Below are 25,411 nucleotides of genomic sequence, written 5' to 3' on the forward strand. Positions count from 1 at the left end.
TTGAGCGACGGCTTAGCCGCGCCTCTGCATCTCCCGCAGTTCCTCGGTATCCAGGCCGTGGCGAGACAGGTCAGCGCGTTCGCCGCGGTACGCAATCCCCTCTTCTTCCCACAGCGCGGTGACTCGCGCGGGGGCGTGGGTTTTTCCTTGGGCGTTGACCACTCGCCACCACGGCGCATCACCAGTGTGGTGGCCAAGTACCCAGCCCACGTAGCGCGCGCCGCAGCCAGCTACCTTGCCCACCTCGCCATAGGTGGCGACGTTTCCCACCGGAATGACGCGCACCACTGAGAGAACGGCGGCAATACGCTTGTGTGCAGGTGGCTGTGGCTGGGCGGGCGTCATCTACAGATCGAGGTTGAGCAGATTATCGGATTCGCGCGGCTCCTCCTGCGGGGCATCTTCTACCTCAGCGAGGGTGATCGTGGCTCCGGTGGAATCCGCCAGCAGGCACAGGCGCCCGAAGGGCGAGTCCCACGCAGGGCGGATGACCTCGCCGCCGAGGCTTACTGCGGCCGCGGCCGCCGCCTCGATGCTGCGCACGCCGAGATAGGTCTGCCAGAAGCTGGGCACCTGGGGGGGAAATGCACCCTCGGCATTCCAGAAGCCGGCGAAGGGAGCGCCCTCTTCCTCAGCCGTGGCATACTCGATGTGCTCGGCAGAGGACTGCCCTGAGCTGCTTTGTTCTGAGCTGCTTTGTTCCGTGTTCGCGGAAAGGGCGCGGATGTCCCAATTGAAAAGCTCGCCATAGAAATCGAGGACGCCACGAAAGTTCGCGGTGGCGCTCAGCTCGTGCCACACGGGCAGCCCGGGCTCGCCTGCAGCGACGAAGTGCTCGGCGCCGCGCGGTTGGATGAGGCCGAACATGCCCCCCGCGACATCGACAAGCAGGGCCATGTCCCCCAACTCGACGGACTGTGCCGGTGAGAGGACGCGCCCGCCTAGTTCCCGGGCACGGGCGCAATCGGTGTCGATGTCCGCGCTCAAGAAATAGGTGATCCAGGTATCTGGGCGCGCGGCCTCCGCCGGCTGCGGGATGAAACCCGCGACCGGCAGGCCCTGCACGCGGGCTAGGCGGTACTCCTCGCCGGAGACCTCCCAGCCCAGGACTTCGTCATAAAAGCGGGTGGACTTGCGGGGATCGGAGGTGGCCAAATCGATCCAATAGGGCATGCCGACCTCGGCCTGGAATGCGGGCATTTAGATATTCCTCCACTTTTCTGGGTCAAAATCATCATCGGCGGTGGCCTCGTCGAAGTAATCCTCATCCTCCGCCGCGGCATTGACGACCTTGGCGCAGGCATCCTCGATGCAGACGATATCGCCCGGGTGCACGAGCGCGCCGCGATGGGTTTGGGCATCACCGTTGACGGTGACTACGCCTTGGGCGATGAACTCTTTGGCCTCGCCGCCCGTGGCGACGAGGGAGGCCAATTTGATGAACTGGCCTAGCTTGATGGAATCACCAGCTATTGAGACTTCTAACATGGCCACTACCTTACCGAGCTACGCTTTTTACCCGCGCGAGTGGGTGGATGAGGGGATCAGGTGCCCTGCAAAGGTGCGCTGCGGGCAATCCCGAAGAAATCGAGGACGGTACTTGTGGCCCACTTTTGGGGCACAAGCCCACGGCTGTCCGAGAGACTGCCGTTCCACGTGTGCGTGCCGCCTACCACCTCATAGTGCTCGGTGGGAGCATCGCACGCGTGCCAGCGATACTTCTTGACTGCTCCGGTGGCTATGGGGCTGTTCACACTGTTGGCACTGCTAGCGCCGTTACGCTGCCTTTCGGGGAAGGGGTTGCAGCCATTGTGCTTGGCTATCTGCTCCATGTCCTGCGCCACGGATTCGTAGTGCTTGCCATGCGCGCTGCCGCCGTCATAGTGCATCACCACATCAGCCGTACCGTGAATATCGAGGTAGGGAATGGGCCCACGCTCACAGTCATCGTTAACGGCATCGTAGTTGGCGGCCGAGATGGCTGCCAGGCCGGAGAACTCCGCGGACCTCTGGCAGGCGAGCACGTGAATGAGCCCGCCACCGTTGGAGAACCCGGCGGCAAAGAAGCGCCCATCGGTGGCATAGACGGCGCGGGTATAGCTCAAGATCGCGTCGATATAGGCCAGATCCTCATCCACCGAGGTGCGCGCATAGGGCGCGGGCGCCCACGCCTTGCCTTTGCCGGTACTAAAAACGGTGAGTGCATCGGCCTCATAAAGTTTGGTATCAAGCAGCATCGAGGCGGCATTGCCCTTGTATCCGTGCAGCGCCAACACCACGGGCAGCGGATGCGAAGGCTGATAGCTATCAGGCACGTGAATGATGAAGGAGCGACCACTAGGCAGGCCGACTTCCTCGTAGTGCCCCGTCTTGGTGCTGCCTGAGCTAGGCGGGTACTTGTTTGCGGCTACCTCTTGCGCTCTGGCCGGCGGGAAGGAGCCATAGGCAGGTTCATCCACCCGCTTTCCCGCACCGGCATAGACGGTGGCAGCAATGAGTGCGGCCGCCACCAGCACTATCAGCACAATAATAAGCGAAGGCCGTGCGAGAATAAGCGTGGGCCTTGCGTGCGCTGTCCTCCCCCGAGTGAGCTTCATGTCTATTGAATAGGCCGAAGCTTAACGGCGGTGCCCGTTGCGGTCACCATGAGCATGTCATTGGTCTGACCCATGGGCGAGTAATCGAAGGAGATGCCCACGACGGCGTCTGCGCCGAGTTCCTGACCGCGGTTCCACAGCTCGTTGAGCGCGGCCTCGCGGGCCTTGACGGCCTCCTCCTCGTAACCTGCGGAGCGTCCGCCGGTGAAATTGCGCAGAGAAGCTCCTAGATCCTTCAGGAAGTTGATTCCGGTAACAGTCTCACCCGCTACGACGCGGAGGTACTGGGTAATCTCGTGTCCGTCAACGTTATTGGTGGTGGTAAAAATCATGAGACCAGACTACCCACGCTTGGCCGGAAGATCCTCCGGAGCAAAGCTTAGGCCCGCGCTTCCGTCCTCGCGCACGAAGGCGACCTTGAGGCCGTCCTTCTTTCCAAAGCCCACCAAGTGCCTGGCGACGACGTTTTCTAAGCCATCCAGATCTTCTTCAGCCGCATCGATGTCGAGCACCAAGGCGCCCGGCTCCACCGCCAAGTCGAGGGTGCCACGCGCACCTTCGCGGTCGAAGACGCAGTGTCCGGTCGCCGAATCAGCGTCCCACCAAGCCTCAATCTTGGCTGAGAAATGGGAGGCCAGCTGCTTGCCGTAGCGGCCTGGGCGTTCGGTGGAAACATGCGCAATAGATTTGGTCATGGCGGGTAGTCTACCCAAACTTAAAGAACTGTGCCCTCAGCCAAGTTAGGTGCCGCTCATGTGCACTGCCTGCCAGTGTCGCTCCAGTGCCGCATTGGCGCCGTGCCGGTGCCGTGCGCGGCCTAGTGAGCACCCTTGGTCGCCTGCGTGTGATCGCGCACGGCCTCACCCTCTGCATACAAGGGCATGTTTTGGCCGGCGCGGTAGAAGGCGACATCGCCAAGCGGGGGCAGCGGAGAGCGCCCCGCGATGAGATCGGCGGCCTTCTCCCCCACCATCATGGTCGGGGCATAGATGTTTCCATTGGTCACGCTGGGGAACACGCCGGCATCCGCAATATAGAGGCCTTCAATACCCCAGACCTGCATGGTCTCCGGATCGACAACAGCCATTGGATCCTCGACAGAGCCCATCTTGGTGGTGCAGGAAGGGTGCAGCGCGGTCTCCCCGTCTTTGCGCACCCACTCGAGGATCTCCTCATCGCTTTGCACCTGCGGGCCGGGGCTAATCTCTCGCGCACCTACGGCATCCATAGCAGCGGTATCGAGCAAGGAGCGCGCGACGCGGACTGCCTCGACCCACTCGCGACGATCCTGATCGGTGCTGAGGTAGTTGAAGATAATCTCCGGCTTAACGTGAATATCCGCGCTCTTGATGCGCACGTGCCCCTTGGTATCAGAAAACATCGGGCCGACATGCCACTGGAAACCATGCTTGACGTCCGCTTTCTGCCCGTCATAGCGCACGGCCATGGGCAGGAAGTGGAACATCAGGTTGGGATAGGCCTCCTTGTCATTGGAGCGCACGAAGCCGCCGCCCTCAAAGTGCGAGGTGGCCACGGGGCCCTTCTTGGTCAAAAGCCACTGCAGGCCCATTGCCGGCCAGCGCCACTTATCCAGGTAGGGCTGGGAGGAGTCGGTGGACTTGGTGGTCTCGTATTGGATATAGACCTCGAGGTGATCCTGGAGGTTCTCGCCCACGCCCGGCAGGTTCTTAACCACGTCGATTCCATACTTACGCAGCAGCGCCTCATCACCCACGCCGGAAACCTGCAAGAGCTGCGGCGTGTTGATGGCACCGGCGGAGAGCACGATCTTTTCCGCATAGACGCGGTGGAACCCACCCTGCCATTCATACTCCACGCCGACGGCGCGCTGGCCTTTGAAAAGAATCCTCGTGCTCAGCGCGCGAGTACGGATCTCTAAGTTGTCGCGGCCCAAGTTGGGGTGCAGATACGCCCGGGCTGCGGACCAGCGCCGGCCGTGCTTGATATTGCGATCGAAGGGTGCAAAGCCCTCTTGGCGGTAGCCGTTGACGTCATTGGTCAGTTCATATCCGGCCTCCTGAACGGAGCGGAACAGCGCCTGAAAGAGCGGGCTGGTGGCTGGGCCGCGGGAAAGGTAAAGCGGCCCGGAATGCCCGCGGCGGGGATCGTCATCCTCAGCAGCGGCCGCGGTCTCCATGCGGTTGAAATAGGGCAGGCAGTGGGCAAAATCCCAGTTCTCCATGCCTGGATTCTGAGCCCACTTTTCGTAGTCCAGGGGGTTTCCACGTTGGAAGATCATGCCGTTGACGGAGGAGGACCCTCCCAGCAGCTTGCCGCGGGCATGGTAGATCCGGCGGTTATTCATCTCCGGTTCGGCCTCGGATTCATATTGCCAGTCGTAGTTCTTGGCACCGATGGGAAAGGAGAATGCAGAGGGCATGTGGACGAAGAGATCCCAGAGTGAATCGGGCCGACCGGCCTCAAGGACGAGCACGCGAGTGTGCGGGTCCTCGCTCAGGCGCGCCGCCACAACGGAACCTGCGGAGCCGCCGCCGACGACAACTACGTCGCAGACTTCATCAGTGACGTGCTTGGCCTTCGTGGCCTTAGCGGCTTTCATGCCGAAGGCGCTGCGGAGGTTTTTGGGGGCGAGTTTCTGCCCGATTATTGCGGTCAATGCGTCCAGTTTTCCCATATACAAACTCCGTTTCTATGACTCAATTCATATTCCAGCCGCGCCTACGCGTGCGTGGAAATGTAAATACTATTCACTTATCCGTATTTTATTGTCTAGGTGCCACGTCCGGCATTGACCCAGCATACAGATTTCATTCGCAATTTGCCCTCATTAAGGTATGTTTGGAATGCCTGGGGGTTGGAATTATGGCCCCGCCGGACGCGGAGATTCCGCATACTCAACCCCGCAGTAATTTGCATCACACGGAGGGCTTCTCCCCCTGTGAGGCAGGAAATTGCCGCCCGCGCCCGCAAGGATTTTCTCATCTTTCATAGACGCAACGAGGAGTAAGTGATGGCGAACTTTGACCCGCACGACAGGGAAGGGCCCGACCCCGCTCCCACACCCCCACAACGGGGTAATGCTGGCGCTGCAGGTGACGCAGGCGAAGTTGGCACCGGAGGAGCTGCAGGCGCTGCAGCCACGGCGGCTCCTGCCCAGAAGAAGTCGCGGCGGCGCCCCAGCTATCAGGTCCACGCACTCGTGGGCAGCTTCAAGGCAGAGACCGGACCAGAAGTCGGCGCGGACACCGTGCCCGCCCCCAAGCCCAATTGGCCGGTTTTCGCCATCTCCGGCGCGCTCATCATCGCCCTTGTCCTCTACGCAGGGCTAGGGCGCGAGTCCGCTGCAAATACGTTGGCCAACGTCACGGGCTGGATTGGCACCAACCTTGGCTGGTTCTACGTTCTCACCGCCACCATCGCCGTGGTATTCGTCCTCTACATCGCTTTCTCCAACGTGGGCAATATCCGCTTGGGGCCCGATCATTCCCGCCCCAAGTTCAACACCTTCTCCTGGGCATCGATGCTCTTCGCCGCCGGCATCGGCGTTGACCTCATGTTCTTCGCCGTGGCCGAGCCCGTCACCATGTATATGTCCCCACCTGTTGGTGAAGGCGAGACAATGGAGGCCGCCAAAGAGGCCGTCGTGTGGGCTATGTTCCACTACGGGCTAACCGGCTGGGCGCTCTATGCACTCATGGGTGTGGCCTTTGGTTACTTTGCTTATCGCCTCAACATGCCCCTGGCCATTCGCTCGGCGCTCTACCCCCTCATTGGCAAGCGCATCCACGGCCCCGTGGGGGACGCGGTCGACGTCGCCGCAATGCTGGGAACGGTCTTCGGCGTAACCGCCTCGCTAGGCATTGGCGTGGTGCAGCTCTCCTATGGCTTCCACCTCATCTTCGGGGTCGAGCAGGGTATCGGGCTGCAGTCCGCACTCATTGTCATCGCCATTCTCATTGCCACCCTCTCCGCCGTATCCGGCGTCGACAAGGGCATCCGTTTTCTCTCCGAGCTCAACGTGTATCTGGCGCTGGCCTTGATGATCTACATCGTCGTCGTGGGCAAGACCGCTTACCTCTTCGATGCGATTACCACCAACGTGGGCGACTACATCTCCAAATTCCCCTCGTGGACCATGGAAACCTTCGCCTTCGCCGATGACCGCGCCTCCACCGCCGAATGGATGCAATCCTGGACCCTGTTCTTCTGGGCCTGGTGGATCGCTTGGGCCACCTTTGTTGGATTGTTCCTGGCGCGCATCTCTCGTGGGCGCACCCTGCGCCAATTCATCCTCGGCACCCTGACCTTCCCTTTCTTGTTCATCTTGATGTGGATGTCTTTCTTCGGCAACACGGCCCTCGATATGGTGCGCTCGGGCGATTACTCTGACTTCGCCGAAGCGGCGATAAACAATCCTGAACAGGGCTTCTACGATATGCTGGCCCAGTTCCCGGGCTCTGGCATCGTCATTTTGATCACCACCTTCATCGGGCTTTTGCTCTACATCACCTCCGCGGATTCCGGCGCGCTGGTCATGTCCAACTTCACCTCGAAGATCACCGATAGCCGCCAGGATGGGCCGCGCTGGATGCGCGTGTTCTGGTCCGTGACCGTCGGCGCCTTAACCCTCGCGCTGCTGCAGATAGATGGCATCGCCACCGTGCAATCAGCAACCGTGGTCATGGGCCTGCCCTTCGCCATCGTGATCTACCTCATCATGTACTCGCTGTGGAAGTCCCTGCGTCTGGAGACCATCCAGCGGGCCGCGCGGCAGACGGCGCTGCACGGAGCAATCTCCGGGCGCACGGAACTGGCACCGGAATCCGGGGAGCGCTGGAAGCTGCGCCTCGACCGCGTCAACGCCTACCCGGATAGGCAAAAGATGGATGACTACCTGCGGCATACAGCCACCTTTGCCCTGGAAAAGGTCGCGGTGCAGATGCGCGCTCGCGGCTACGATGCCATCCTCTTGACCAGCGAACTGCCAGATCTCAAGCTCCCACAGCTTGACCTGCAGGTGACCCTGGAGCACGAGCGAAAGTTCCGCTACCAGCTCTTCCCCGTCGCCGCCGAGCGCCCAGACTTTAGTGAGGGTGAGGAGGCGGAGTACTACCGCCTCGAGGTCTACGATCTCACCGGCTCACTGGGCTATGACGTCTATGGCTATTCCGAGAATCAGATCATCAACAACGTCCTCGACCTCTACGAGCGCCACCTGGCATTCCTCTACATGCAGCAAACCCAGCCCGGCGACTCAGACGTTTCAGACGGCGCCGAGCCCGAGCGCACCTGGCGCGAGGATAGCTAGGCTGGCGCACAGAGGACATCACCGTTTCGCGGTGGCACTGCGCCACCGTGTCACCGCTTCACGTTCGTTTACTTAAACAGAAAGGCAAGCTACTTCTTGAGCACCCCAGACAACCACAACACGCTCTTTGACCCCACCACCACCGAGTTCCTCCACGATGTGCACGCCGGTCCAGCCCCGCGTTCGCTGTTTATCAACGGGGAGTGGGAGGCCGCCGCCGACGGCGAGACCCGCACCATTACATGCCCAGCTGATGGCAGCACCGTCGGCGTGGTCTCGGAGGCCAGCGAGGCCGATACTCTGCGCGCCATCGCGGCGGCGCGGGAGTCCTTTGATTCCGGGGAGTGGGCCACCACACCGGCCATCGAGCGCGGCAAGCTGCTCATGGCAGTGGCCGCCTTCATCCGCGTCAACAAGGAGCTCTTTGCCAGTGCCGAGTCTGCCGATACCGGCAAGCGCTACGCGGAATCGCTGACGGATATGGATGATATCGCCGGCGCCTTCGATTACTTCGGCACGTTGGCCTCCCACCAAGCCGGCCGTGTGGTCGATCCCGGGGACCCGAACCTGCGCTCGCGCATCGACGCTGAGCCCATTGGTGTCTGCGGGCTCATTACGCCCTGGAATTACCCGCTTCTGCAGGTTTCCTGGAAGGTAGCCCCGGCCCTGGCCGCCGGCAACTCTTTCGTGCTCAAGCAGGCGGAGCTAACCCCGCATACCGCGATGTTGTTGATGTATGCCCTGCAGGACGCCGGTCTACCAAAGGGCGTGGCCAACCTGATTACGGGTGCAGGGGCGCGCTGCGGCAACCCCCTATCCCAGCACCCCGACGTCGACATGGTCTCCTTCACCGGTGGCCTGGCCACCGGCAAGATCATCGCCCGCAATGCGGCGGAGACCGTCAAGCGCACGGCCCTGGAACTCGGCGGCAAGAACCCGAACGTCATCTTCGCTGATGCCAACTTCGAGGTTGCTGTCGATAACGCGCTCAACGGCGCATTCTTCCACTCCGGCCAGGTCTGCTCTGCAGGTTCCCGCATCATCGTCGAGGAATCTCTGCACGATGAGTTCATCGCCGCGATCGTCGCACGTACCCAGCGCATCAAACTCGGCGGACCCAGCGATGATATGGCCGAGGCGGGTCCGCTCATCACGCAGGCACAGCGGGAGAAGGTCGCGGCCTACGTGGACAAGGCCCGCGAGCAAGGGGCGGAGATCCTCACCGGTGGGCGCGCCGCCACCTCCGCCGATACCACCGGGCCGCACGGCACAGGGCACAGCGATCTCGGCGCGGGTATCTTCTACCTCCCCACGATTATCGACGGCGCTTCGAGGGACATGGACTGCGTCCACGATGAGGCCTTTGGCCCCGTGGTTACGGTGGAGACTTTTTCCACGGAGTCCGAAGCCGTCGCTATTGCCAACGACACCGAGTACGGCCTGGCCGGAGCGGTATGGACGAGCGATGCCAGCAAGGCCGAGCGCATGGCGCGGGCGCTGCGTCACGGCACCATTTGGATCAATGACTTCCACCCCTACCTGCCGCAGGCCGAGTGGGGCGGATACAAGCAATCCGGCAACGGCCGAGAGCTCGGGCCCACCGGGCTGGCGGAGTATCAGGAGCACAAGCACGTCTACCAGAACCTGCAGCCCGCAGCCTGGAATCAGTTCGGGATGAAGGACTAACCCGGCGCACGCTGGCGCCGGTTGCTTGCACTAGCTCTGTATGNNTGGACTAACCCTGGGTGGACTAGCTCTGCGTGCGCGGCTTGATAGTCATGGTGTCGATGTTCGTGCGCGCGGGCAGGGAAGCCACCCAGCGCACGGCCTCTGCGATATCCTCGGCCACGAGGTTGACCTCGCCTTTATAGACCTCGGCGGCGCGCTCGGCATCCCCGCCGAAACGGTTGAGGGAAAACTCCTCGGTGGCCACGCGGCCCGGGTCAAGCTCCGTGACGCGGACATCGTGCTCTTCTAGGCGCAGCACGCGGGAGATAACCCGCACCGCATGCTTCGCGGCGTTGTAACCAGAGCCGCCAGCATAGGGTGCCCAGCCGGCGATAGAGCCCATGTTGATGATGAGGCCGGACTTATCCGGGGCGGCCTCCAGCTTGGGCATGAGCGCTTGGATCATGCGGACTGTGCCGAGCGCATTGACCTCGTACATCCAGCGCCAATCATCGATGGACGTATCCACGAGGGGCTCCATGCCTTTTGCGCCGCCCGCGTTATTGACCAAAAGATCCACGCGGTCCAGATGAGAAACGAACTCCGCCACCGATTCATCCGAGGTCACATCCAGCGCATAGGCCTCGGCGCCGATTTCCGCCGCGAGGGCCTCGAGGCGCTCCAGCCGCCGTGCCCCCACCACGACGTGCCAGCCATCGGCGGCCAAGGCACGCGCCGAGGCCGCGCCGATTCCAGAGGATGCTCCGGTTACTACTGCTACTTTTTTATCGCTCATAGTGGCGATGTTAGCCCTTGGCTCCCCGCCGCGGGGAAAGAAAAACGATTTAAGGCCACTGCAAATTCTGCAGTGGCCTTACTGTGGTGGATTAAGCCTGGACGGCGTCCTCGACCTCAGAGAGGAGATTCTCCACGAGGCCTTCCTTGAAGTCAGCCGGGGTGAATACATCATCACGCATATCGGTGATGAGGGAAATCTCCACCTGGTTGCGCAGCTGCTTCATCGAAAGGTTGGCTACTGCCAGGCGCCATGCCTCAACCGCGCGGACGCCACCGGAGAAACCGTAGCCAATGAAGGCGACGGTCTTGCCTACCCACTCAGAACCTAGGGAGTCGAAGGCATTCTTGAACGGGCCAGGGACGGAGTGGTTGTACTCCGGGGTGACAAAGACAAAGCCGTCGCAGGAATCGATGGCCTTCGACCACGCCTGAACGTTGGGATCGTCATAGCTCTTGTTGGCGGCCATGGGCACAACTGGGGAGTTGAGAATCGGAACGTTGAAAGCCTTGAGATCGATGAGCTCGAACTCGACTCCGGCCTCGCGGCCCTCCGCTAGGTCTGCGACCCACTTTGCAATGGCCTCGCCCGCGCGGTTCTCACGGGTGGAGCCGAGAATAATACCAACTTTTGCCATTATGAAACATCCTCTCGATTAATCCTTGTTGATTGATCAACATCGAATTCTACTCCAACTCTTCGCCGCCTGCAGCACCTCATCAGCCCCTTCTTAATTCACCCTTTAAGTTTATTACCGTCACTGACCTGGCGAATCGTGATATTTATCCTCCCCTCACGCAAGCCACAATCCGCGGGCAATGTGTGCTCATTGAGACGCACGATCCCGTGATAGGCATAGCGCTTCGGCCCGCCAAAGACAATGAGATCCCCCGAGCACAGCGTCACCTCATCCCAGGGCTTATTGCGATTTTGGCTCCCGCCAATCCGGAACAGGGCCTCATCACCAATGGATAAGGAAATCACCGGTGCGGCAGATTCCTCGAAGGCATCAACGTGCATGCCCATCGATGCCCCCGGCGGATAGTAGTTAATGAGAGCGGCCTCCGGGCTATAGGAATCCGCCCACGGCGCTAGATCCTCTGCAACAGCGGCAGCCGCGTGCAGGGCAGGAGCAGCAATATCACGCAAGGCCTGCGACATCGCCGGCACCCGCGTACCAGACATGACATCCACGTAGCGATGGCTGGCGTAGTCCCAGAATCTGCCCAGGTGCAGCTGATGGACGCTCATCTGCCCCGACTGTAGCTTCGGGCGCACCATCGCCATGGGGCTTCCCGCATAGCGCCACGCAATCTCTCGGAACTCCTCTAGCAATTCGCGCTGCTTGGCAGTGTCTAGCCAATTCGGGATATGCGCCACCCCCGGCGCTACCTGCACCGATGGCCGCGGAAGCGAATCAAAAAGCATGTGTCCACCGTACTCGGACGGGACGGCACAACAACAACATACAATGTCCACTATGGATTTAGGAAGCTACGGAACCTGGCGCAGAATGACAAGCGAGCAGTGGTTCCTGCCCGGGATGCCGGAGACAGATGATGAGCAGCAACGCACCTTGCTCTTGGTCAAGAAACTCAATGATCTGGGCAATACCGATAAGGAGCGTCGCACGGAGCTCCTGCGTGAACTACTGCCGGAAGGCTCCGAGATTCCCGGTCTCCATACCCCACTCAACCTCGAGTTCGGGGCCAACCTGCGCCTCGGCAAGAACGTCTTCATCAACTTTGGGGCCACCATATTGGCCCAAGCACCAGTTACCCTCGGGGATCACACAATGGTGGGGCCGAATTGCTCCTTCATCACCGTGGGCCACCCCATCGCCGACCATGAGATGCGCCGCGGGGGCTGGGAAATCGCCCGACCCATCACGGTAGGCTCCAATTGCTGGTTCGGAACGGGGGTCACGGTATTGCCCGGCGTCACCATCGGAGATGATTGCGTGCTCGGCGCAGGCAGCCTCATCACTCGCGACGTGCCGGATAAAAGCCTCGTACTCGGGGTCCCGGGACGCGTGGTGCGCACACTGGACATCGAAGATACGGCAGGCGGCGAGCCCTCCCGCCCTGGCTCAGGGCTAGAGCGCACGGACCTCGATGGTCCGGTGGAGGGATTCGCCGCGCAGTAATAGGCACCGAAAATAAGCAACGCTTAGTATTGCCCTCATATCATGTTTGACTTAGACAGCATCGGCGCCGGCCTGCCCATCGCCGCGACCATCGGCTCCCTGCCCACTACCGGCAACGTCGTTGTCCAGGCTCCGCCTGGCACAGGCAAGACCACGCTGGTCCCGCCCGCGCTGGCCAATCAATCCACCGGCAAAGTGCTGGTAACTGCGCCTCGCCGCGTGGCAGTGCGCGCGGCGGCACACCGGCTACGCTCCCTGTCGGGGCAGCCGGGGGAAGTGGGCTTTGCCATTCGCGGGGAATCGCGCCACGGCGAATCCGTGGAGTTTCTCACCCCTGGCGTGCTCCTGCGGAGGTTGCTGCGTGACCCGGAGCTCGAGGGAGTCTCCGCCGTGGCCATCGACGAGGTCCACGAGCGTCAGCTCGACACCGACTTGGTGCTGGGCATGTGCCTGGAGCTTGCCCAACTGCGCGATGATTTCCGCGTCATCGCCATGTCGGCGACGGTGGATGCGCAACGCTTCTCGCAGCTCATGGACGCGCCCATTCACCGCACCGAGGCCGTGACCTATCCCCTCGACGTCACCTATTCCCCTGTGCCCGGGCGCGCTGCGGGAAGTCCCGAGTTCTACCGCGGCGTGGCGCGCATCGCCGCCCGGCAATCCGAATCCACTTTGGTCTTCGTCCCCGGCGTCCGCGAGGTCAACCTGGTTTGTTCGGCTCTCTCCGAACAAAGCGAGGCACCAGTCTTCCCCCTGCACGGCCAGCAGACCTCCGCCGAACAGGATGCGGCGCTCTACACCGACGCCCGGCGCATCGTCGTTGCAACCTCCATCGCCGAGTCCTCCCTGACCGTGCCCGGCATTCGCACGGTGGTTGACGCTGGACTATCGCGGGTTCCCCGGCGCGACGCCCAACGCGGTATGTCAGGCCTGGTGACAGTCTCCACCTCAAAGTCGAGTGCCGACCAGCGCGCCGGTCGCGCCGGGCGTGAGGCTCCGGGCACCGTGGTGCGCTGCTATTCCGCCGAGGACTACCAGCACTTTAGCCCGCATATCACCCCGGAGATCTTAAGCGCCGATCTCACCTCGGCGGCACTCTTCCTCGAGTGCTGGGGCGCGGGCCCGGATTTTCCGCTGCTTGATACACCACCAGCACCCGCACTAGAGCAGGCCCAACAAACTCTGCAAGAGATTGGGGCGCAGGGCAAGACCGCTCAGCGCCTGGTGCTTTTGCCCACGGATCCACGCCTGGGGGCGGCGCTGCTCAAGTACGGTTCCCGCGCGGCGGCGACGGTGGCTGCGCTGGGGGACACTCCGCGTGGAGACATCACCCGCGCCCACCCGCCACGCCGCGAGGTCGAGCGCCTCTCCCGCCTGGTGGAGGACAAGGGACCAGCGGATCCCGGGTCAGTGGTCGCCGCCGCTTTTCCCAGCCAGGTGGCCAGGCAGGTCGGCCGGGAGGGCACAGAGTACCTGCTGGCCAGTGGCACCAGGGCCAAGCTTCTCGACGCCTCGGGGCTCACCGGCGCCCCGTGGCTGGCGATAGCGGAGGTATCTTTGTCCAACGCGGGAAACGCCATCATCCGCGCCGCCGCGCGCATCGATGAAGCTGCCGCGCTGACGGCTATCGGCGTGAGCGAAGAGGTCACAGCCACTCTAGAGGGCGGCAAGGTGCGCGGGCGCAAGATCCGCCGGGCAGGTGCCATCGAGCTTTCCTCCACCCCGGTCCAGATAAGCGGCGCGGCTGCGACTGCTGCTCTCGCCGCCGGCATCCGGGAAGAAGGCCTGGGGCTCTTCCACTTCAGCGAGAAAGCCCGCGCCTTGCGGGATCGCTTGCGCCACCTGCACAACTACTACGGTGCGCCTTGGCCGGACGTCGCTAAGTCCGATCCTTCTCAGTGGCTGGGCCCGGAGCTCAACCAGATAGCGCGCGGCACCCTGGCCAAGAAGATCGACCTCTACCCCGCCCTGCAACGCCTGTTGCCCTGGCCGGAAGCCACTCGCCTCGACGAGCTAGCCCCCACCCGCCTGCCGGTCCCCTCGGGGCGCAGTGCCGCCATTGATTGGTCCGGGGATCGCCCCGTCGTCAGCGTCAAGCTACAGGAGTGCTTCGGCCTTGCTTCCTCGCCCGAATACTGCGGGCAGCGGGTGCAATTCCACCTGCTCTCCCCCGCTGGGCGGCCGCTGGCAGTCACCGACGATCTCGCCAGCTTCTGGGATGGCCCCTACGCCGGGGTCCGCTCCGAGATGCGCGGGCGCTACCCCAAGCACCCGTGGCCCGAGGACCCGCGCAGCGCGCAGGCCACCGCGCGCACCAAGAATAGGCAGCACCGGCATTAGCCGGTCTCTCCTATCCCCACTGCTGGATGGAAAGATACACGCTCATCACCACCACCAACGCCAACAGTGCGTAGCGGATGAGCTTGGTTCCGCCGTTGAGGACGGTGCGAGCCCCCAGCTGTGCCCCAATAATATTGGCAATGGCCAGTGTGATGCCTAGCAACCACCACACATGTCCTCCCGCGATGAACACGGCCAAGGCGCCGAGGTTGGTGGCGGTATTGACTACCTTTGCCATGGCCGCCGATTTCAGGAAGTTCTGTTGAAAGACAAAGGTGAAGGCCATGATGAGGAACATCCCGGTACCGGGTCCGAAGATGCCGTCGTAGAAGGAGACCACCGCCACGGCTGCCAGCGCAGCCCAGGTGCGCCATCCCCCGCGCAGTCCCTCCGAGCGGGTGGTACCAAAGCTGGGCTTGAAGGCCACGAAGATACCCACCGCCACCATGAGCATGATGATGAGCGGGCGCATGATGTCCTTGTCGAGGCTGGCCGCCACGCTCGCGCCCAGCCCGGCGCAGAGGAGAGCCACGAGGACATAGCGGATGAGTTCGCCCGCCGGAGGGCGAACCTTGCGCACCAGGGTAAAGGCGGCAGAGGCAGTTCCGGAGACCGCAGCCAGCTTGTTGGTGGCGAGCGCTGCCGCCGGCGGCAGACCGGGCAGCACCGCCATGATAAGAGGAACCAAGATGAGTCCCCCGCCGCCGATGAGCGCATCGATCCAACCGGCACCGGCGGCCCCAATGAGCAAAATGGCCCACTGCCCTAGCTCTAATTCCATGGGTGACATCTTAAACCGCGTTAGACTCGGCAACGGTATTAGTTGGGAGATTGGTTTGGCAGAAGAATCGCATCGGCGCCCCTTTGATAGGAGCCTGGCGTTGCGCTGGGCCTTCGTTGTACCGGTATCGGTCTTGTTGGGATGGCTCTTTGATCGCTGGGGAGTGCCGGCAGCGTGGATTATAGCTGCAATTGTGGTCTCGGCGGGCGTGGCGCTGGTTACTCACCACGAGGTGCCCGTCAACAAGCACGTCTACTCTTTAAGTCGCGGCTTCATCGGCATCCTGGCTGCGCTTCCGCTCACCACGATGTCGATAAGCTCTTTGCTTGGCTACCTCCCCATCGGCATAGCCATCGCCTTGATCACCATCCTCGTCGGCATTGGTGGCGGCGTGCTCTTACACCGCGCGCAACCACGGGCGGTGGGGCGGGAGACGGGCATCTTGTCCATGCTGCCCGGCGGGGCGTCGATGATGCCGGTGTTGGCAGATGAGCTTGGCGCGGACTATCGCTACGTGGCGCTCACGCAGTACTTGCGTCTGCTGGCGGTCTCCATCAGCCTGCCCATGGTGGTCAGCTTTATGTCCACTCCTAGCGGCGGGGAGCACCTCAAGGCTGCCGACGCCGACCCGCACTGGTGGATGGTTCTCATTGTCCTGCTGGTGGCGCTAGTGGGAGAGCCACTGGGCAAACGCATCCACTTGCCGGTGGCAACGGTCATGGGCCCACTGCTGCTCACGGTGATAATCTCCGCATTCTTGCCCCCGGATATGACGATGCAGCCCATCGAGCCTTTCAGGATCCTGGCCTTCTTGAGCATCGGCTGGGTGTGCGGCGGCGGGCTTTCCATGCAGGCCCTCAAGAGCTTTAGCAAACAGCTTCCGGCCACGATCCTCTACATCGTGCTGGTCATCGGCGTCTGCGCGGCATCGGCAGTGCCCCTGGTGTGGATCATGGGCATCTCCTACTTCGAGGCCTACCTGGCCACGAGTCCCGGCGCGCTCGAGACGGTGCTGGCCTTGTCCTCAGAGGGTGGGGCAGGCCCGGCTGTGGTGGCGCTGCAGATAATCCGGCTGCTCTTGGTCCTTGGCATTGCCGGCTACTTGCCGAAGCTTATTTCCCTCTACGACCGCTTCCGCCGGCGCAGGGGCGGAAACGGTGGCAGTGGCGCTACTGAAGGCGCAGACTAGCTGAGCATGTTTTCGCGCTAGTTGAGGATGATGTCGCGCAGGATAGACATGGGCACAGAGCCTAGGGCTAGGGCCTGCGAATGGAAGTCCTTGACCTCCATGCCCTGGGCCACGGCGGAGTCCCGGGTGTTCTGCCACAGGCGCTCGCCGAGGGCATAGGAGGGGGCTTGGCCCGGCCATCCCAGGTAGCGGGTGACCTCGAAGTTGAGGTTGGCATCATCCATGGCGGTGTTCTCCCGCATGAAGGTCTTGACGTGGGATTTATCCCACTTGCCGGAGCTATTGGCATCCGGCAGCTTCTTGCCCAAGTGCAGTCCGATGTCGACCACAACGCGGGCGGCACGCAGGCGCTGCGAGTCGAGCAATCCCATGCGGAAGCCGGGGTCCTCGAGGTAGCCCATGTCCGCCATGAGCTGCTCGGCGTAGAGCGCCCAGCCCTCGCCGTGCCCGGAGTTCCACGTCACCGCGCGGCGCCACAGGTTGAGATCTTCTTGGACGAGTGCGGTGCCGATCTGCAGGTGGTGTCCGGGTACGCCCTCGTGGTGGACGGTGGTCAGTTCCTGCCAGGTGTGGAAGAGGTCTTGGCCTGCGGGCACAGACCACCACATACGGCCCGGCCGGGAGAAGTCATCGGCCGGTGGCGTGTAGAAGATGCCGCCGGTGCCAGCTGGATCGATGCAGCATTCGATGTCCAGGATCTCCTCCGGGATATCGAAGGCGGAGCCGTTGAGCTCGGTGATGACGTTATCGGCAGTTTCCTGCATCCACTTCACCAAGGCCTCGGTACCGCGCAGCTGGTAGCGCTCCTCTTGATTGAGGTTACGCATGGCCGCACGGGTGCTGCACTCCGAGCCATAAAGCTGGTGGGCAATGGCCTCTTGTTCAACGCGGATTTCCTGCAAGCGCTGTAGGCCCCACTCATAGGCCTCATCGAGGTTTACCGTGTCCCCGACGAAGAGCCGGGAGAAGCGCTCATAGCGCTCGCGGCCCACGGCGTCCTCCGTGGAGGACTGGGGCTGGAGCTCGTTGGAGAGCCAATCGGAGAAGTCGCCGAAGGCGGTCTTGGCGGAGTCGATCTCGCTGCCGTGGACGCCTAGGCCATCGAGCATGGAATCGGCGTCTGCTAGGCGCTCGCATTGCACGATGACCTCGGAGATCTGGCGCTGCGGGGGAATCATGCCGCGCGAGGCGGCCTCGACCAGGGAATCGCGGTAGCCGTGGAGCGCCGTTCCGACCTTGGAGAGGCGGGAGCGGATGGCCTCGTGGTCCTCATCCGTCTCCTGCGGCATGAGCAGCAGGGAATCGCGGATGGTCTGCACGGGCGAGGCAATATTATTGAGAGAGCGGATGTCCTCGCCGTGGTGGTGAAGGTCTAGCTCGAGACACAGGCGGTCACGCAGGACTGCGGCGGTGATGTAGTCGACGTCGTCGAAGTCATCCTCATCATCGGACTCATCGGTCGTGTCATCGAGTGCGTCGAGGTCCGCCATCATCTCCCGGGTGCGGTCGGCGACCTCCTCGAAGTAGGCGGGGGAAAAGTCCTGCAACTCACCCTCGTAGCCGCGGATGCCCCAGGCGGTGGCCTCGGTGGGGCTCAACTCTGCCAGATCATGGACAAAGTTGTCGCAGGAAGCATCGAGGAGAGAGGGCTGACGCTTCGCATTTTGCTCTGAACTCATGAGGGTGAAGTCTAACCACCAAACGTATCTCGGTGCCAGCCCCAGCCCGGTCTGTTGCCAGCTTGTTAACTAATTGTTGTCCCACTTATTGCCGGGGTGCCTCCAACCAGCGAATTTATCGAGCACTGTGGCTGGTGAACTGTCTAACACGATAGCTTCCACGAAGCGTTGTTGCACGAACCCGGCGCGCGCCATACCCGCGTACATCTCTAAAAAGGACTGCCAGAAGCCCCCCACATCGACCAGGCCCACCGGCCCGGCGATGGTGCCCAGCTGCTGCATGGTGAGCACCTCCGCCAATTCTTCCAGGGTGCCAACTCCGCCTGGTAGACACACAAATGCGTCCGCGAGTTCCTCCATCCGCGTCTTGCGCTCGGCCATGGTGGGGACCACCTCGAGGCTGCTGAGACCGGGGTGGGAGAGCTCAAGGTCTACCAGCTGCTCGGGGATCACACCCGTCACAGTTCCCCCGGCCGCCAGACAGGAGTCCGCAATGACCCCCATAAGCCCAATATTGCCGCCACCGTAGACCAGGTTGATGCCCCGCGCCGCCAGCTCGGACCCCAGTTGCCGCGCCGCGTCGACGTATTCTTCGCAATTACCCAACGCCGAACCGCAATACACAGCAACAGATTTCATGCCCTTCAGCATAAGACTCCAGTGAGCTAGAGTCGTGGTGAACAAGGAATAGGGTGAAGTCCACCGCATCCACTCATTAATTATGAAGCACAGCACACACCAATCCTCCGGCCCAGCGGCCGCGCGCGCCCGCGAGATCTTCGCATCAGCGCAGCACGTCGTGGTATTCAGCGGTGCCGGGATGTCGGCCGAGTCGGGGTTGAATACCTACCGCGACGCGGACAGCGGGCTGTGGGAAGGGGTGGATCCACTGGACATGGCCTCCATTGACGCCTGGGAGCGCGACCCAGAGCCGATGTGGCGGTGGTACCACAAGCGTCGTCGCCAAGCAGCTCAAGCCGAGCCCAACGCGGGGCACCTGGCCATTGGCGCCTGGGGCAACAAAGCCCAGGTTGTTACCCAGAATATTGATAATCTCCACGAGCGCGGCGGCGCCACATCCGTTGTTCATCTGCACGGTTCCCTCTTTGAGTTTCGCTGCGCGGAGTGCGCGCGGGCTTTTTCTGGGGACGTGGAGACCGAGGTTCCACCCCTTTGCCCGGCCTGCGGGGGTCTCATCCGCCCCGGCGTGGTGTGGTTTGGTGAGGCCCTACCCCAGCGCGAATGGGAGATGGCGGAGGAGGAGATTTCTCTCTGCGATCTCCTCCTTATCGTGGGTACCTCCGGCGTGGTCTACCCGGCGGCGCAGCTGCCCTTCCTGGCCGAAGAGGCGGGCGTGCCCATCGTGGAGATTTCCCCCCAGGAAACGGAGTTGAGCCCTCTGGCCAGCGTGTTATGGAAAAGCACTGCCGCGCGAGCCTTGCCCCAGCTTGCCACAGAACGGGATACACATTAGCCCAGGCAGCGCAGGAGCAACACCGCAGACCACGTGCATACCATGCGGTCTATAACTGGTATCACCCATTAGACAATGCAGTCTATCGAGTTTATACTCCTTTGCATGATCAAACCTGGCCCGGTATTCACACGCCCCCGAACACCTGCGGCCAAGTGCCTGCATTTAATCCGGCACAACCCCATCATCACCCGCAGCGAGTTGGTAGCGGCCACCGGTTTATCTCAGCCCACCATCACCCGCGCCACCGCGGCCCTCATCAAAGCCGGCCTCATCCGGCAACGTAACGAGTTCACCCAATCACGCGGGCGTGGCCGCCCCACCGTGCCGCTTGAAGCAGCGGACAATGATTGGGTGCTCGCAGGCATTGCTGTGGGCACGTCCGTGACCTTCATTGGGCTTTACGACGTCCTCGGCCGCACCATCAAGAACGGCGAATTCGCCACCCCTGTGGCAAAACTGAGCGAGGATGACTTCATCGAACACATCCTGGCCGGGGTCAACCGCCTGATGACGGGGCTAGAGCGCCCACTGGTATCGGTGGGAATTACCACCTCGGGCACCGTCGATTCCCAAGGCCTCGTCACCGCATCCAACTTGGGATGGGAAGGAGTAGACATCGCCGCACGCCTTGACTACCAATTCGGTGTGCCGGTCGTGGTGTCCTCCGCCATCCCTGCGATTCTGGGTTCCGAAACCCAAGCCGCCGAATTCGGCAGCGAGGAAAAGGTCTTGACCCTCTTTGCTGACGATTCCATCGGCGCCGCCTACTCTGCGGGCGATGAAGTCAGCCAAGTTATCCCACTTCCGAGCACAGATTCTGCAGTTTTTGGCTCCGGGGCATCTGAGGATCTGCTCACCACTGCAGCCGTGCTCCGCGAACTCGCAGGCCATGGTTTAAGCGCCTCTTCCCTCCCCGAGGCAGTCACGCTCGCGGAGCACTCCCCCGCAGCACGTAACATCCTCGACGAGCGCGTCCGCCAACTCGGCGCCATTACCTCTCGGCTCATCTCCTCGCATCGACCCGGGGCTGCAGTCATCTCCGGCGGTGCCTTCTTGGACGATCCGGCAGCCCCCCAGCTCTTCGCCGCCGCCGTCCGCGAATCCGTCGGCCGCTCCGTCAAGCTGCGCATGATCCCCTCCCATGAGGAAGTAGTGCGCGCCATCGCCCGCGCCGTGGCCCTCGACCCGCTCCTACGCACCCCGCTGGAGCTGGCCACCTCCCACGTCTAAGCAGCGGGTTTCCCCAGCTTAGGAGGCTAGGAGACGTCCGCTAGGACCCCGCGCAGCGCATTCACCCCAGTAAAAAGATGCGCGCGCAGGCCAGCCTTGGTGGCTGCAGTGACGTTATCGGCGCAATCATCGAAAAAGTAGGTAGCTTTTCCGCCCCCCAGGGCATCAATAGCCACGGCGTAGGCCTCCGGATCCGGCTTGGAGACGCCGATATCACAGCTAAAAACCACCGCCGCGCACTCCTCCAGCCATGGATGCTTCGCGCGCACCAACTCGGCAGCCGTGGCCGGGACATTGGAGAGAATGCCCACCGCATGTTCCCGGGCAATGAGCTGCAGAACCAACTCCACTATCTCCGGATCCGATTCCACGAGAGCGCTGCTATCAATCTCCACCGCGCCGGCAACGTTACATTCGGCGATTCCTGCTAGGGCCGCTACCTGCTCCCAATAGTGGGTGTCACTGAGCTCACCCACGTCATAGGCTGGGCGCAATTCCTCGTAGGCTTCCCAAAACTTCGCCGGTGAGGGTGGGGCGATAAAGCTCTCTAGCTGCTCCCGCGACTGCACCGTTGCAGGGCGCATGAGCACGCCATACATATCGAATAGAAGTTGCGCCATGAAACTAGTTTAGCCGCGGGCGCGGCAAGAGCCAGAAAAATCTCCCACCTGCCCGAAGTGGGGCGAGGTGGGAGATGAAAGAACTATGGCTTAGTGCTTAGCCCACTCGGCGTCTAGCTCTTAGTTGTCACGGGAACCGAGACGAGCATCGATGCGCAGCAGACCAGAGCCGTCATTGCCGACGAGCTTGATCTGGTCAATGATCTCAGAAACGGTGTCCTCTTCCTCGATCTGCTCGTTGAGGAACCAGTTGACCAGCGCGCGGGAATCGAGATCCTGCACCTCATCAGCCAGGCGGGCGATCTCCCGAATCTGACCGGAGACCTTCTGCTCGTGAGCATAAGCAGCCTCGAAGGCATCCAGCGGGGTGGCAGCCTTGATGGAGGGCACCGGAATGTCACCGAGCTCTACGCGGTAGCCGCGGTCAAGCAGGTGATCAGCCAGCTTCTGCGCGTGAGTGCGCTCCTCCTCGGCCTGTGCGTAGAACCAGTCACGCATACCGGGGAAAGAAAGATCATCCATCTCGTAAGCGAGCTGGGTGTAGACAAGAGCAGCGCCGTGCTCGTTGATGACCTGAGTATTTAGAAGGGTCTGTAGCTTCTCGTTCATAAGAAAATACCTCTCTGTGCGAGTGATTTATTAACAACTGCTATTTACTTTACAGAATTATTTGGCACACGCTAGCGAGGCTTGCTTAACCAAACCTGCATGTCAACCACCAATTCCGGTAGGCTCACCTTAGTTATGACTGCCTATATGCCGCCTCTGCCGGACAATTTCGCTCGACAGAAGTGCACTGAACTTGCAGGCCGTTGCCACCTCTTGCATGAACTGCGCGCGCTCACCTTCGCCCAAGCGCAAGGAATCAATCCAAGCAGATCCTGGCCCACACATAACCCCCACGGCAGAATCGCCCACACAGCGTGCACAATGCTGGGCTAAGACCTGCAGAGAAAACTCCGCATCAGCAGTTTCTTCGAGCCGCGCCACATAAGCTGCAGTGGCAGGCAGGAGCCTTAGACGCTCACGCCAGTTACCTCCCCAAGTGCCTTCCAGGTCCTGCTCAAGTTCCCTGCGGCTTCTACCCGCGTAGCCAAAGATGAGCGAACCAAATTCGGTACCAGCCACGGCCCTCGCCGAGCGCTCGAGCGCCTCGTAAATGAACCACAACTGGCCCCGATAGACGGACAAACCTCGATTGCCCGCACTATGCGGAGTCAAACCAAGGTGACTAACCCCGGCACCCATGTGTGCACGGACAGTCTCTTTATACAATGCATCCGACAGGGGCTGTGCCAGGCTGGTTCTTTCCATTGCGATGGTCATCATTCACCCTCCTACGCTTCATAGATATCCTGCAACAAAGTACTGCCAACAGAATAAAGTTAGCCTTACCTAAAGTGCAGCAGGGGGAATGAAAATTGGTTCGAAAGTACTACTCGCAGCTACTCCCCCATCGCCTTGCTCAGGCGCGCTAAACGCCTCTGGCTCGGACCATCGAGGCCGCGAAACTCCACGATGACTCCATGCTGGCTGTACTTCTGCCTCACCGAATCCAGCGCGGCAACGGCCGAAGCATCCCAGATCTCCGCCTTGGAAAGATCGATGATGACCGTGGATTCCGCAGCGCGGTAGTTAAAGCTATAGACCAGGTCATTCGAGGAAGCGAAAAACAGTTGTCCCAGCACTTGATACTTCCCTGGCGCGGTTTCCTCGACACTGACTAGGTGCGCCACCTTCTGCGCAAAGGCCAAGGTGGCGGCGATTACACCCAGAATAACCCCGATAGCAAGGTTCTTTGTCAGCACGGTTCCCACGACGGTGATCACCATACATAGGGTCTCCGAAAGCGGCATCAGCCGCAGCGTGCGGAGCCGTACCGAATGCCAATTCACGGTCGTTGCCGCCACCACGATCATCACAGCGACGAGCCCCGCCATGGGGATCCTGCCCACGAAGTCTCCCAGCCCGAGGCAGAGGATGAGGAGGAAGACGCCGGCGAGGAACGTCGACAAGCGCGTGCGTGCTCCGGAAGTCTTGACGTTGATCATGGTCTGCCCAATCATCGCGCACACACCCATGCCACCAATGGCTGCGGAAAGTATGTTGCCCACGCCCTGCCCCAGCGATTCGCGGGTCTTATCGGAGTGCACATCCGTGATGTCATCAACGAGCTTGGCGGTCAACAACGACTCCATCAAACCCACCAAAGCCACGGCGGCCGCATAAGGCGCAATCACTATAAACGTCTCCATGTTCCAAGGAATCTGCGGCAGAAATAGGCCGGGCAAGCCTCTGGGAAGCTCGCCCGTATCTGCAACTTCGGGGACACGCCAGCCCGCAGCCCACGCCACGGCGGTGACAACGACGATGGCGACTAGGGGTGTCGGAATGGCGGGGTTGAGGCGGGGCAATCCCAGCATCAAGACCAAGCCCAGGCCAACGAGGAGGTAGACCGTCCACGGCACATCGTGCAGGTAGGGCAGCTGCGCCAGAAACATCAAGATGCCCAGACCGTTGACGAAACCTATCATCACGCTGCGCGGGATAAACCGCATGAGCTTGGCAAAGCCGAGCAGGCCCAAAGTTATCTGAATAACACCGGCCAGAAGCACAGCCGCGACCACATAATCGAGGCCATGAGCCTTGGCCAAAGGCGCAATGACCAGCGCCACCGCGCCGGCCGCAGCCGAGATCATTGCTGGGCGCCCACCGGTAAATGCAATGGATATAGCCATGATGACCGAGGCATACAGGCCCGTGCGCGGATCTAACCCGGCCAAGATGGAAAAACTCAAGACCTCGGGGATAAGCGCGAGGGCGACCGCAATGCCGCCGAATACCTCCATCCGCAACCGTGCGGGGGAGGAAAAGGCATAGCGGAAGCTCGCGATGACGCCGGTGGGCGCGGCGTTAGCGTTCGAGCGGGCGGACGCTGATTGCTGTTGTTTAGGCACGCAACAGCAGTGTAGTGCGCTTTAGGCGCCTTCCCTAAAGGAGCCATCAGCGGTGATGACCGGCAGGACCGACCAAGCAAAGTTGATCCACTTATCCGTCTTCAGCCAGGAGAAGTCCGGCTCGAAGATGGTGGTCGGCTTGGTGTAAATCACCGCGGAGCGTACCTCGGACGCGGTCTCCTCTAAGAAGTTGACCACCAAGTCGAGCGTCTTGCCTGAATCCGCCACGTCATCGATGATGAGGACCTTCTTGTCGCGCAAAGAGGCGGTATCTAGCTGTGGGTCGAGGATGACCGGATCCGGGAGAGTCTGACCAATATCGGTATAGAACTCCACGTTGATGGCGCCCATGGCCTTGACACCAATGGCATAGCCAATGGCGCCGGCCGGGATGAGACCGCCTCGAGCAACGCCAACGATCAGATCCGGAAACCACCCCGAGTCAATGATCTGCTGAGAGAGGTTGCGGCTGGCTTCGCCGAACGTCTCCCACGTTAGGTTCTCGCGTTCTGGGTGAACCCACTCCGGGGTGTTATTGACGCTCACGATGCAGCTGGCTCCTTAGAAGAATCCTTTTGGCTTTCCCATAGTGTAGCGAGGCCACGCGTCATGGGAGAAAAGAGCGTCAAAAACTGCCCAAA

25 protein-coding genes are annotated in these 25,411 nt (G+C 61.6%); 7 read left to right on the top strand and 18 right to left on the bottom strand.

Going from position 1 to position 25,411, the window contains the following annotated elements; translation table 11 throughout:
* Positions 1-12 precede the first annotated feature (12 nt).
* From B2696_RS05385 to betA, 7 genes are all read right to left on the bottom strand, one after another.
* Complete coding sequence (locus B2696_RS05385) at positions 13-345, bottom strand: MGMT family protein (RefSeq protein ID WP_075728893.1); 333 nt, start codon at positions 343-345, stop codon at positions 13-15.
* Entirely contained in the window at positions 346-1,200 is an 855-nt protein-coding gene (locus B2696_RS05390) for a VOC family protein (RefSeq protein ID WP_286954326.1), read from the bottom strand.
* On the bottom strand, positions 1,201-1,488 hold the full coding sequence (locus tag B2696_RS05395) for an RNA-binding S4 domain-containing protein (protein ID WP_075728891.1): 288 nt from the start codon (positions 1,486-1,488) through the stop codon (positions 1,201-1,203).
* Positions 1,489-1,544: 56 nt separating this feature from the next.
* Positions 1,545-2,597, bottom strand: a complete 1,053-nt coding sequence (locus B2696_RS05400) for an alpha/beta hydrolase family esterase (protein ID WP_286954327.1) — start codon at positions 2,595-2,597, stop codon at positions 1,545-1,547.
* Positions 2,598-2,599: 2 nt separating this feature from the next.
* Complete coding sequence (locus B2696_RS05405) at positions 2,600-2,929, bottom strand: YbjQ family protein (RefSeq protein WP_286954328.1); 330 nt, start codon at positions 2,927-2,929, stop codon at positions 2,600-2,602.
* Between the two features lie 9 nt (positions 2,930-2,938).
* Positions 2,939-3,292, bottom strand: a complete 354-nt coding sequence (locus tag B2696_RS05410) for a DUF2218 domain-containing protein (RefSeq protein WP_286954329.1) — start codon at positions 3,290-3,292, stop codon at positions 2,939-2,941.
* Positions 3,293-3,414: 122 nt separating this feature from the next.
* A complete protein-coding gene (betA, locus tag B2696_RS05415) occupies positions 3,415-5,178 on the bottom strand; it encodes a choline dehydrogenase (RefSeq protein WP_286954353.1) in 1,764 nt (587 codons plus the stop codon).
* 411 nt (positions 5,179-5,589) lie between these two features.
* Here betA and betT point away from each other — a divergent pair, with 411 nt between their 5' ends.
* Together betT and B2696_RS05425 are read left to right on the top strand one after the other, a co-directional pair.
* Positions 5,590-7,887 (top strand): choline BCCT transporter BetT, encoded by a 2,298-nt coding sequence (gene betT, locus B2696_RS05420; protein WP_286954330.1) that lies wholly within the window; start codon positions 5,590-5,592, stop codon positions 7,885-7,887.
* A 96-nt stretch (positions 7,888-7,983) separates the two neighbouring features.
* Entirely contained in the window at positions 7,984-9,573 is a 1,590-nt protein-coding gene (locus B2696_RS05425) for an aldehyde dehydrogenase family protein (protein ID WP_376752375.1), read from the top strand.
* Positions 9,574-9,637: 64 nt separating this feature from the next.
* Here B2696_RS05425 and B2696_RS05430 read toward each other — a convergent pair whose 3' ends face one another.
* From B2696_RS05430 to B2696_RS05440, 3 genes are all read right to left on the bottom strand, one after another.
* The gene (locus B2696_RS05430) at positions 9,638-10,351 is read right to left on the bottom strand and encodes an SDR family oxidoreductase (protein WP_075728886.1); all 714 of its coding nucleotides are present in this window, start codon (positions 10,349-10,351) and stop codon (positions 9,638-9,640) included.
* Positions 10,352-10,442: 91 nt separating this feature from the next.
* Positions 10,443-10,988, bottom strand: a complete 546-nt coding sequence (locus B2696_RS05435; RefSeq protein WP_075728885.1) for an NADPH-dependent FMN reductase — start codon at positions 10,986-10,988, stop codon at positions 10,443-10,445.
* Positions 10,989-11,086: 98 nt separating this feature from the next.
* Positions 11,087-11,779: an alpha-ketoglutarate-dependent dioxygenase AlkB family protein gene (locus B2696_RS05440; protein ID WP_075728884.1), complete on the bottom strand. Its 693-nt coding sequence runs from the start codon at positions 11,777-11,779 to the stop codon at positions 11,087-11,089.
* A 52-nt stretch (positions 11,780-11,831) separates the two neighbouring features.
* Between B2696_RS05440 and B2696_RS05445 the strand changes: the two genes are divergently transcribed.
* Both B2696_RS05445 and B2696_RS05450 read left to right on the top strand, forming a co-directional pair.
* Entirely contained in the window at positions 11,832-12,497 is a 666-nt protein-coding gene (locus B2696_RS05445; protein ID WP_376778866.1) for a sugar O-acetyltransferase, read from the top strand.
* A 42-nt stretch (positions 12,498-12,539) separates the two neighbouring features.
* Entirely contained in the window at positions 12,540-14,837 is a 2,298-nt protein-coding gene (locus tag B2696_RS05450; protein WP_286954332.1) for an ATP-dependent RNA helicase, read from the top strand.
* A gap of 10 nt (positions 14,838-14,847) precedes the next feature.
* Here the strand turns inward: B2696_RS05450 and B2696_RS05455 are convergent, their stop codons facing one another.
* A complete protein-coding gene (locus tag B2696_RS05455; protein WP_276623393.1) occupies positions 14,848-15,618 on the bottom strand; it encodes a TSUP family transporter in 771 nt (256 codons plus the stop codon).
* Here B2696_RS05455 and B2696_RS05460 point away from each other — a divergent pair.
* Positions 15,617-16,807: an AbrB family transcriptional regulator gene (locus B2696_RS05460; RefSeq protein WP_286954333.1), complete on the top strand. Its 1,191-nt coding sequence runs from the start codon at positions 15,617-15,619 to the stop codon at positions 16,805-16,807. The genes B2696_RS05455 and B2696_RS05460 overlap by 2 nt on opposite strands.
* Positions 16,808-16,824: 17 nt before the next feature.
* Here B2696_RS05460 and B2696_RS05465 read toward each other — a convergent pair whose 3' ends face one another.
* Both B2696_RS05465 and B2696_RS05470 read right to left on the bottom strand, forming a co-directional pair.
* Positions 16,825-18,486, bottom strand: coding sequence for a DUF885 domain-containing protein (locus B2696_RS05465; RefSeq protein ID WP_286954334.1), 1,662 nt, complete (start codon positions 18,484-18,486; stop codon positions 16,825-16,827).
* 69 nt (positions 18,487-18,555) lie between these two features.
* Positions 18,556-19,125 (bottom strand): TIGR00730 family Rossman fold protein, encoded by a 570-nt coding sequence (locus B2696_RS05470; protein WP_075730941.1) that lies wholly within the window; start codon positions 19,123-19,125, stop codon positions 18,556-18,558.
* An 82-nt stretch (positions 19,126-19,207) separates the two neighbouring features.
* Here B2696_RS05470 and B2696_RS05475 point away from each other — a divergent pair, with 82 nt between their 5' ends.
* The gene (locus tag B2696_RS05475) at positions 19,208-19,960 is read left to right on the top strand and encodes an NAD-dependent deacylase (RefSeq protein ID WP_075728878.1); all 753 of its coding nucleotides are present in this window, start codon (positions 19,208-19,210) and stop codon (positions 19,958-19,960) included.
* 105 nt (positions 19,961-20,065) lie between these two features.
* Positions 20,066-21,193 carry an ROK family transcriptional regulator gene (locus tag B2696_RS05480; RefSeq protein WP_286954335.1) on the top strand — a complete coding sequence of 376 codons (1,128 nt, stop codon included), beginning with the start codon at positions 20,066-20,068 and terminating at the stop codon, positions 21,191-21,193.
* A gap of 26 nt (positions 21,194-21,219) precedes the next feature.
* Here the strand turns inward: B2696_RS05480 and B2696_RS05485 are convergent, their stop codons facing one another.
* The 5 genes from B2696_RS05485 to B2696_RS05505 form a co-directional block, all read right to left on the bottom strand.
* Complete coding sequence (locus tag B2696_RS05485; RefSeq protein WP_286954336.1) at positions 21,220-21,813, bottom strand: HAD-IA family hydrolase; 594 nt, start codon at positions 21,811-21,813, stop codon at positions 21,220-21,222.
* A gap of 120 nt (positions 21,814-21,933) precedes the next feature.
* Positions 21,934-22,422 carry a ferritin gene (locus tag B2696_RS05490; RefSeq protein ID WP_075728876.1) on the bottom strand — a complete coding sequence of 163 codons (489 nt, stop codon included), beginning with the start codon at positions 22,420-22,422 and terminating at the stop codon, positions 21,934-21,936.
* Positions 22,423-22,551: 129 nt separating this feature from the next.
* Positions 22,552-23,142 (bottom strand): biliverdin-producing heme oxygenase, encoded by a 591-nt coding sequence (locus B2696_RS05495; RefSeq protein WP_075728875.1) that lies wholly within the window; start codon positions 23,140-23,142, stop codon positions 22,552-22,554.
* 116 nt (positions 23,143-23,258) lie between these two features.
* The gene (locus B2696_RS05500; RefSeq protein WP_286954355.1) at positions 23,259-24,662 is read right to left on the bottom strand and encodes a SulP family inorganic anion transporter; all 1,404 of its coding nucleotides are present in this window, start codon (positions 24,660-24,662) and stop codon (positions 23,259-23,261) included.
* Positions 24,663-24,791: 129 nt separating this feature from the next.
* A complete protein-coding gene (locus tag B2696_RS05505) occupies positions 24,792-25,319 on the bottom strand; it encodes a phosphoribosyltransferase (RefSeq protein ID WP_084559097.1) in 528 nt (175 codons plus the stop codon).
* Positions 25,320-25,411: the final 92 nt, after the last annotated feature.

It is taken from the genome of Corynebacterium sp. UBA4397 (assembly GCF_002390965.1).
In the GTDB taxonomy this organism is placed as follows: domain Bacteria; phylum Actinomycetota; class Actinomycetes; order Mycobacteriales; family Mycobacteriaceae; genus Corynebacterium; species Corynebacterium flavescens.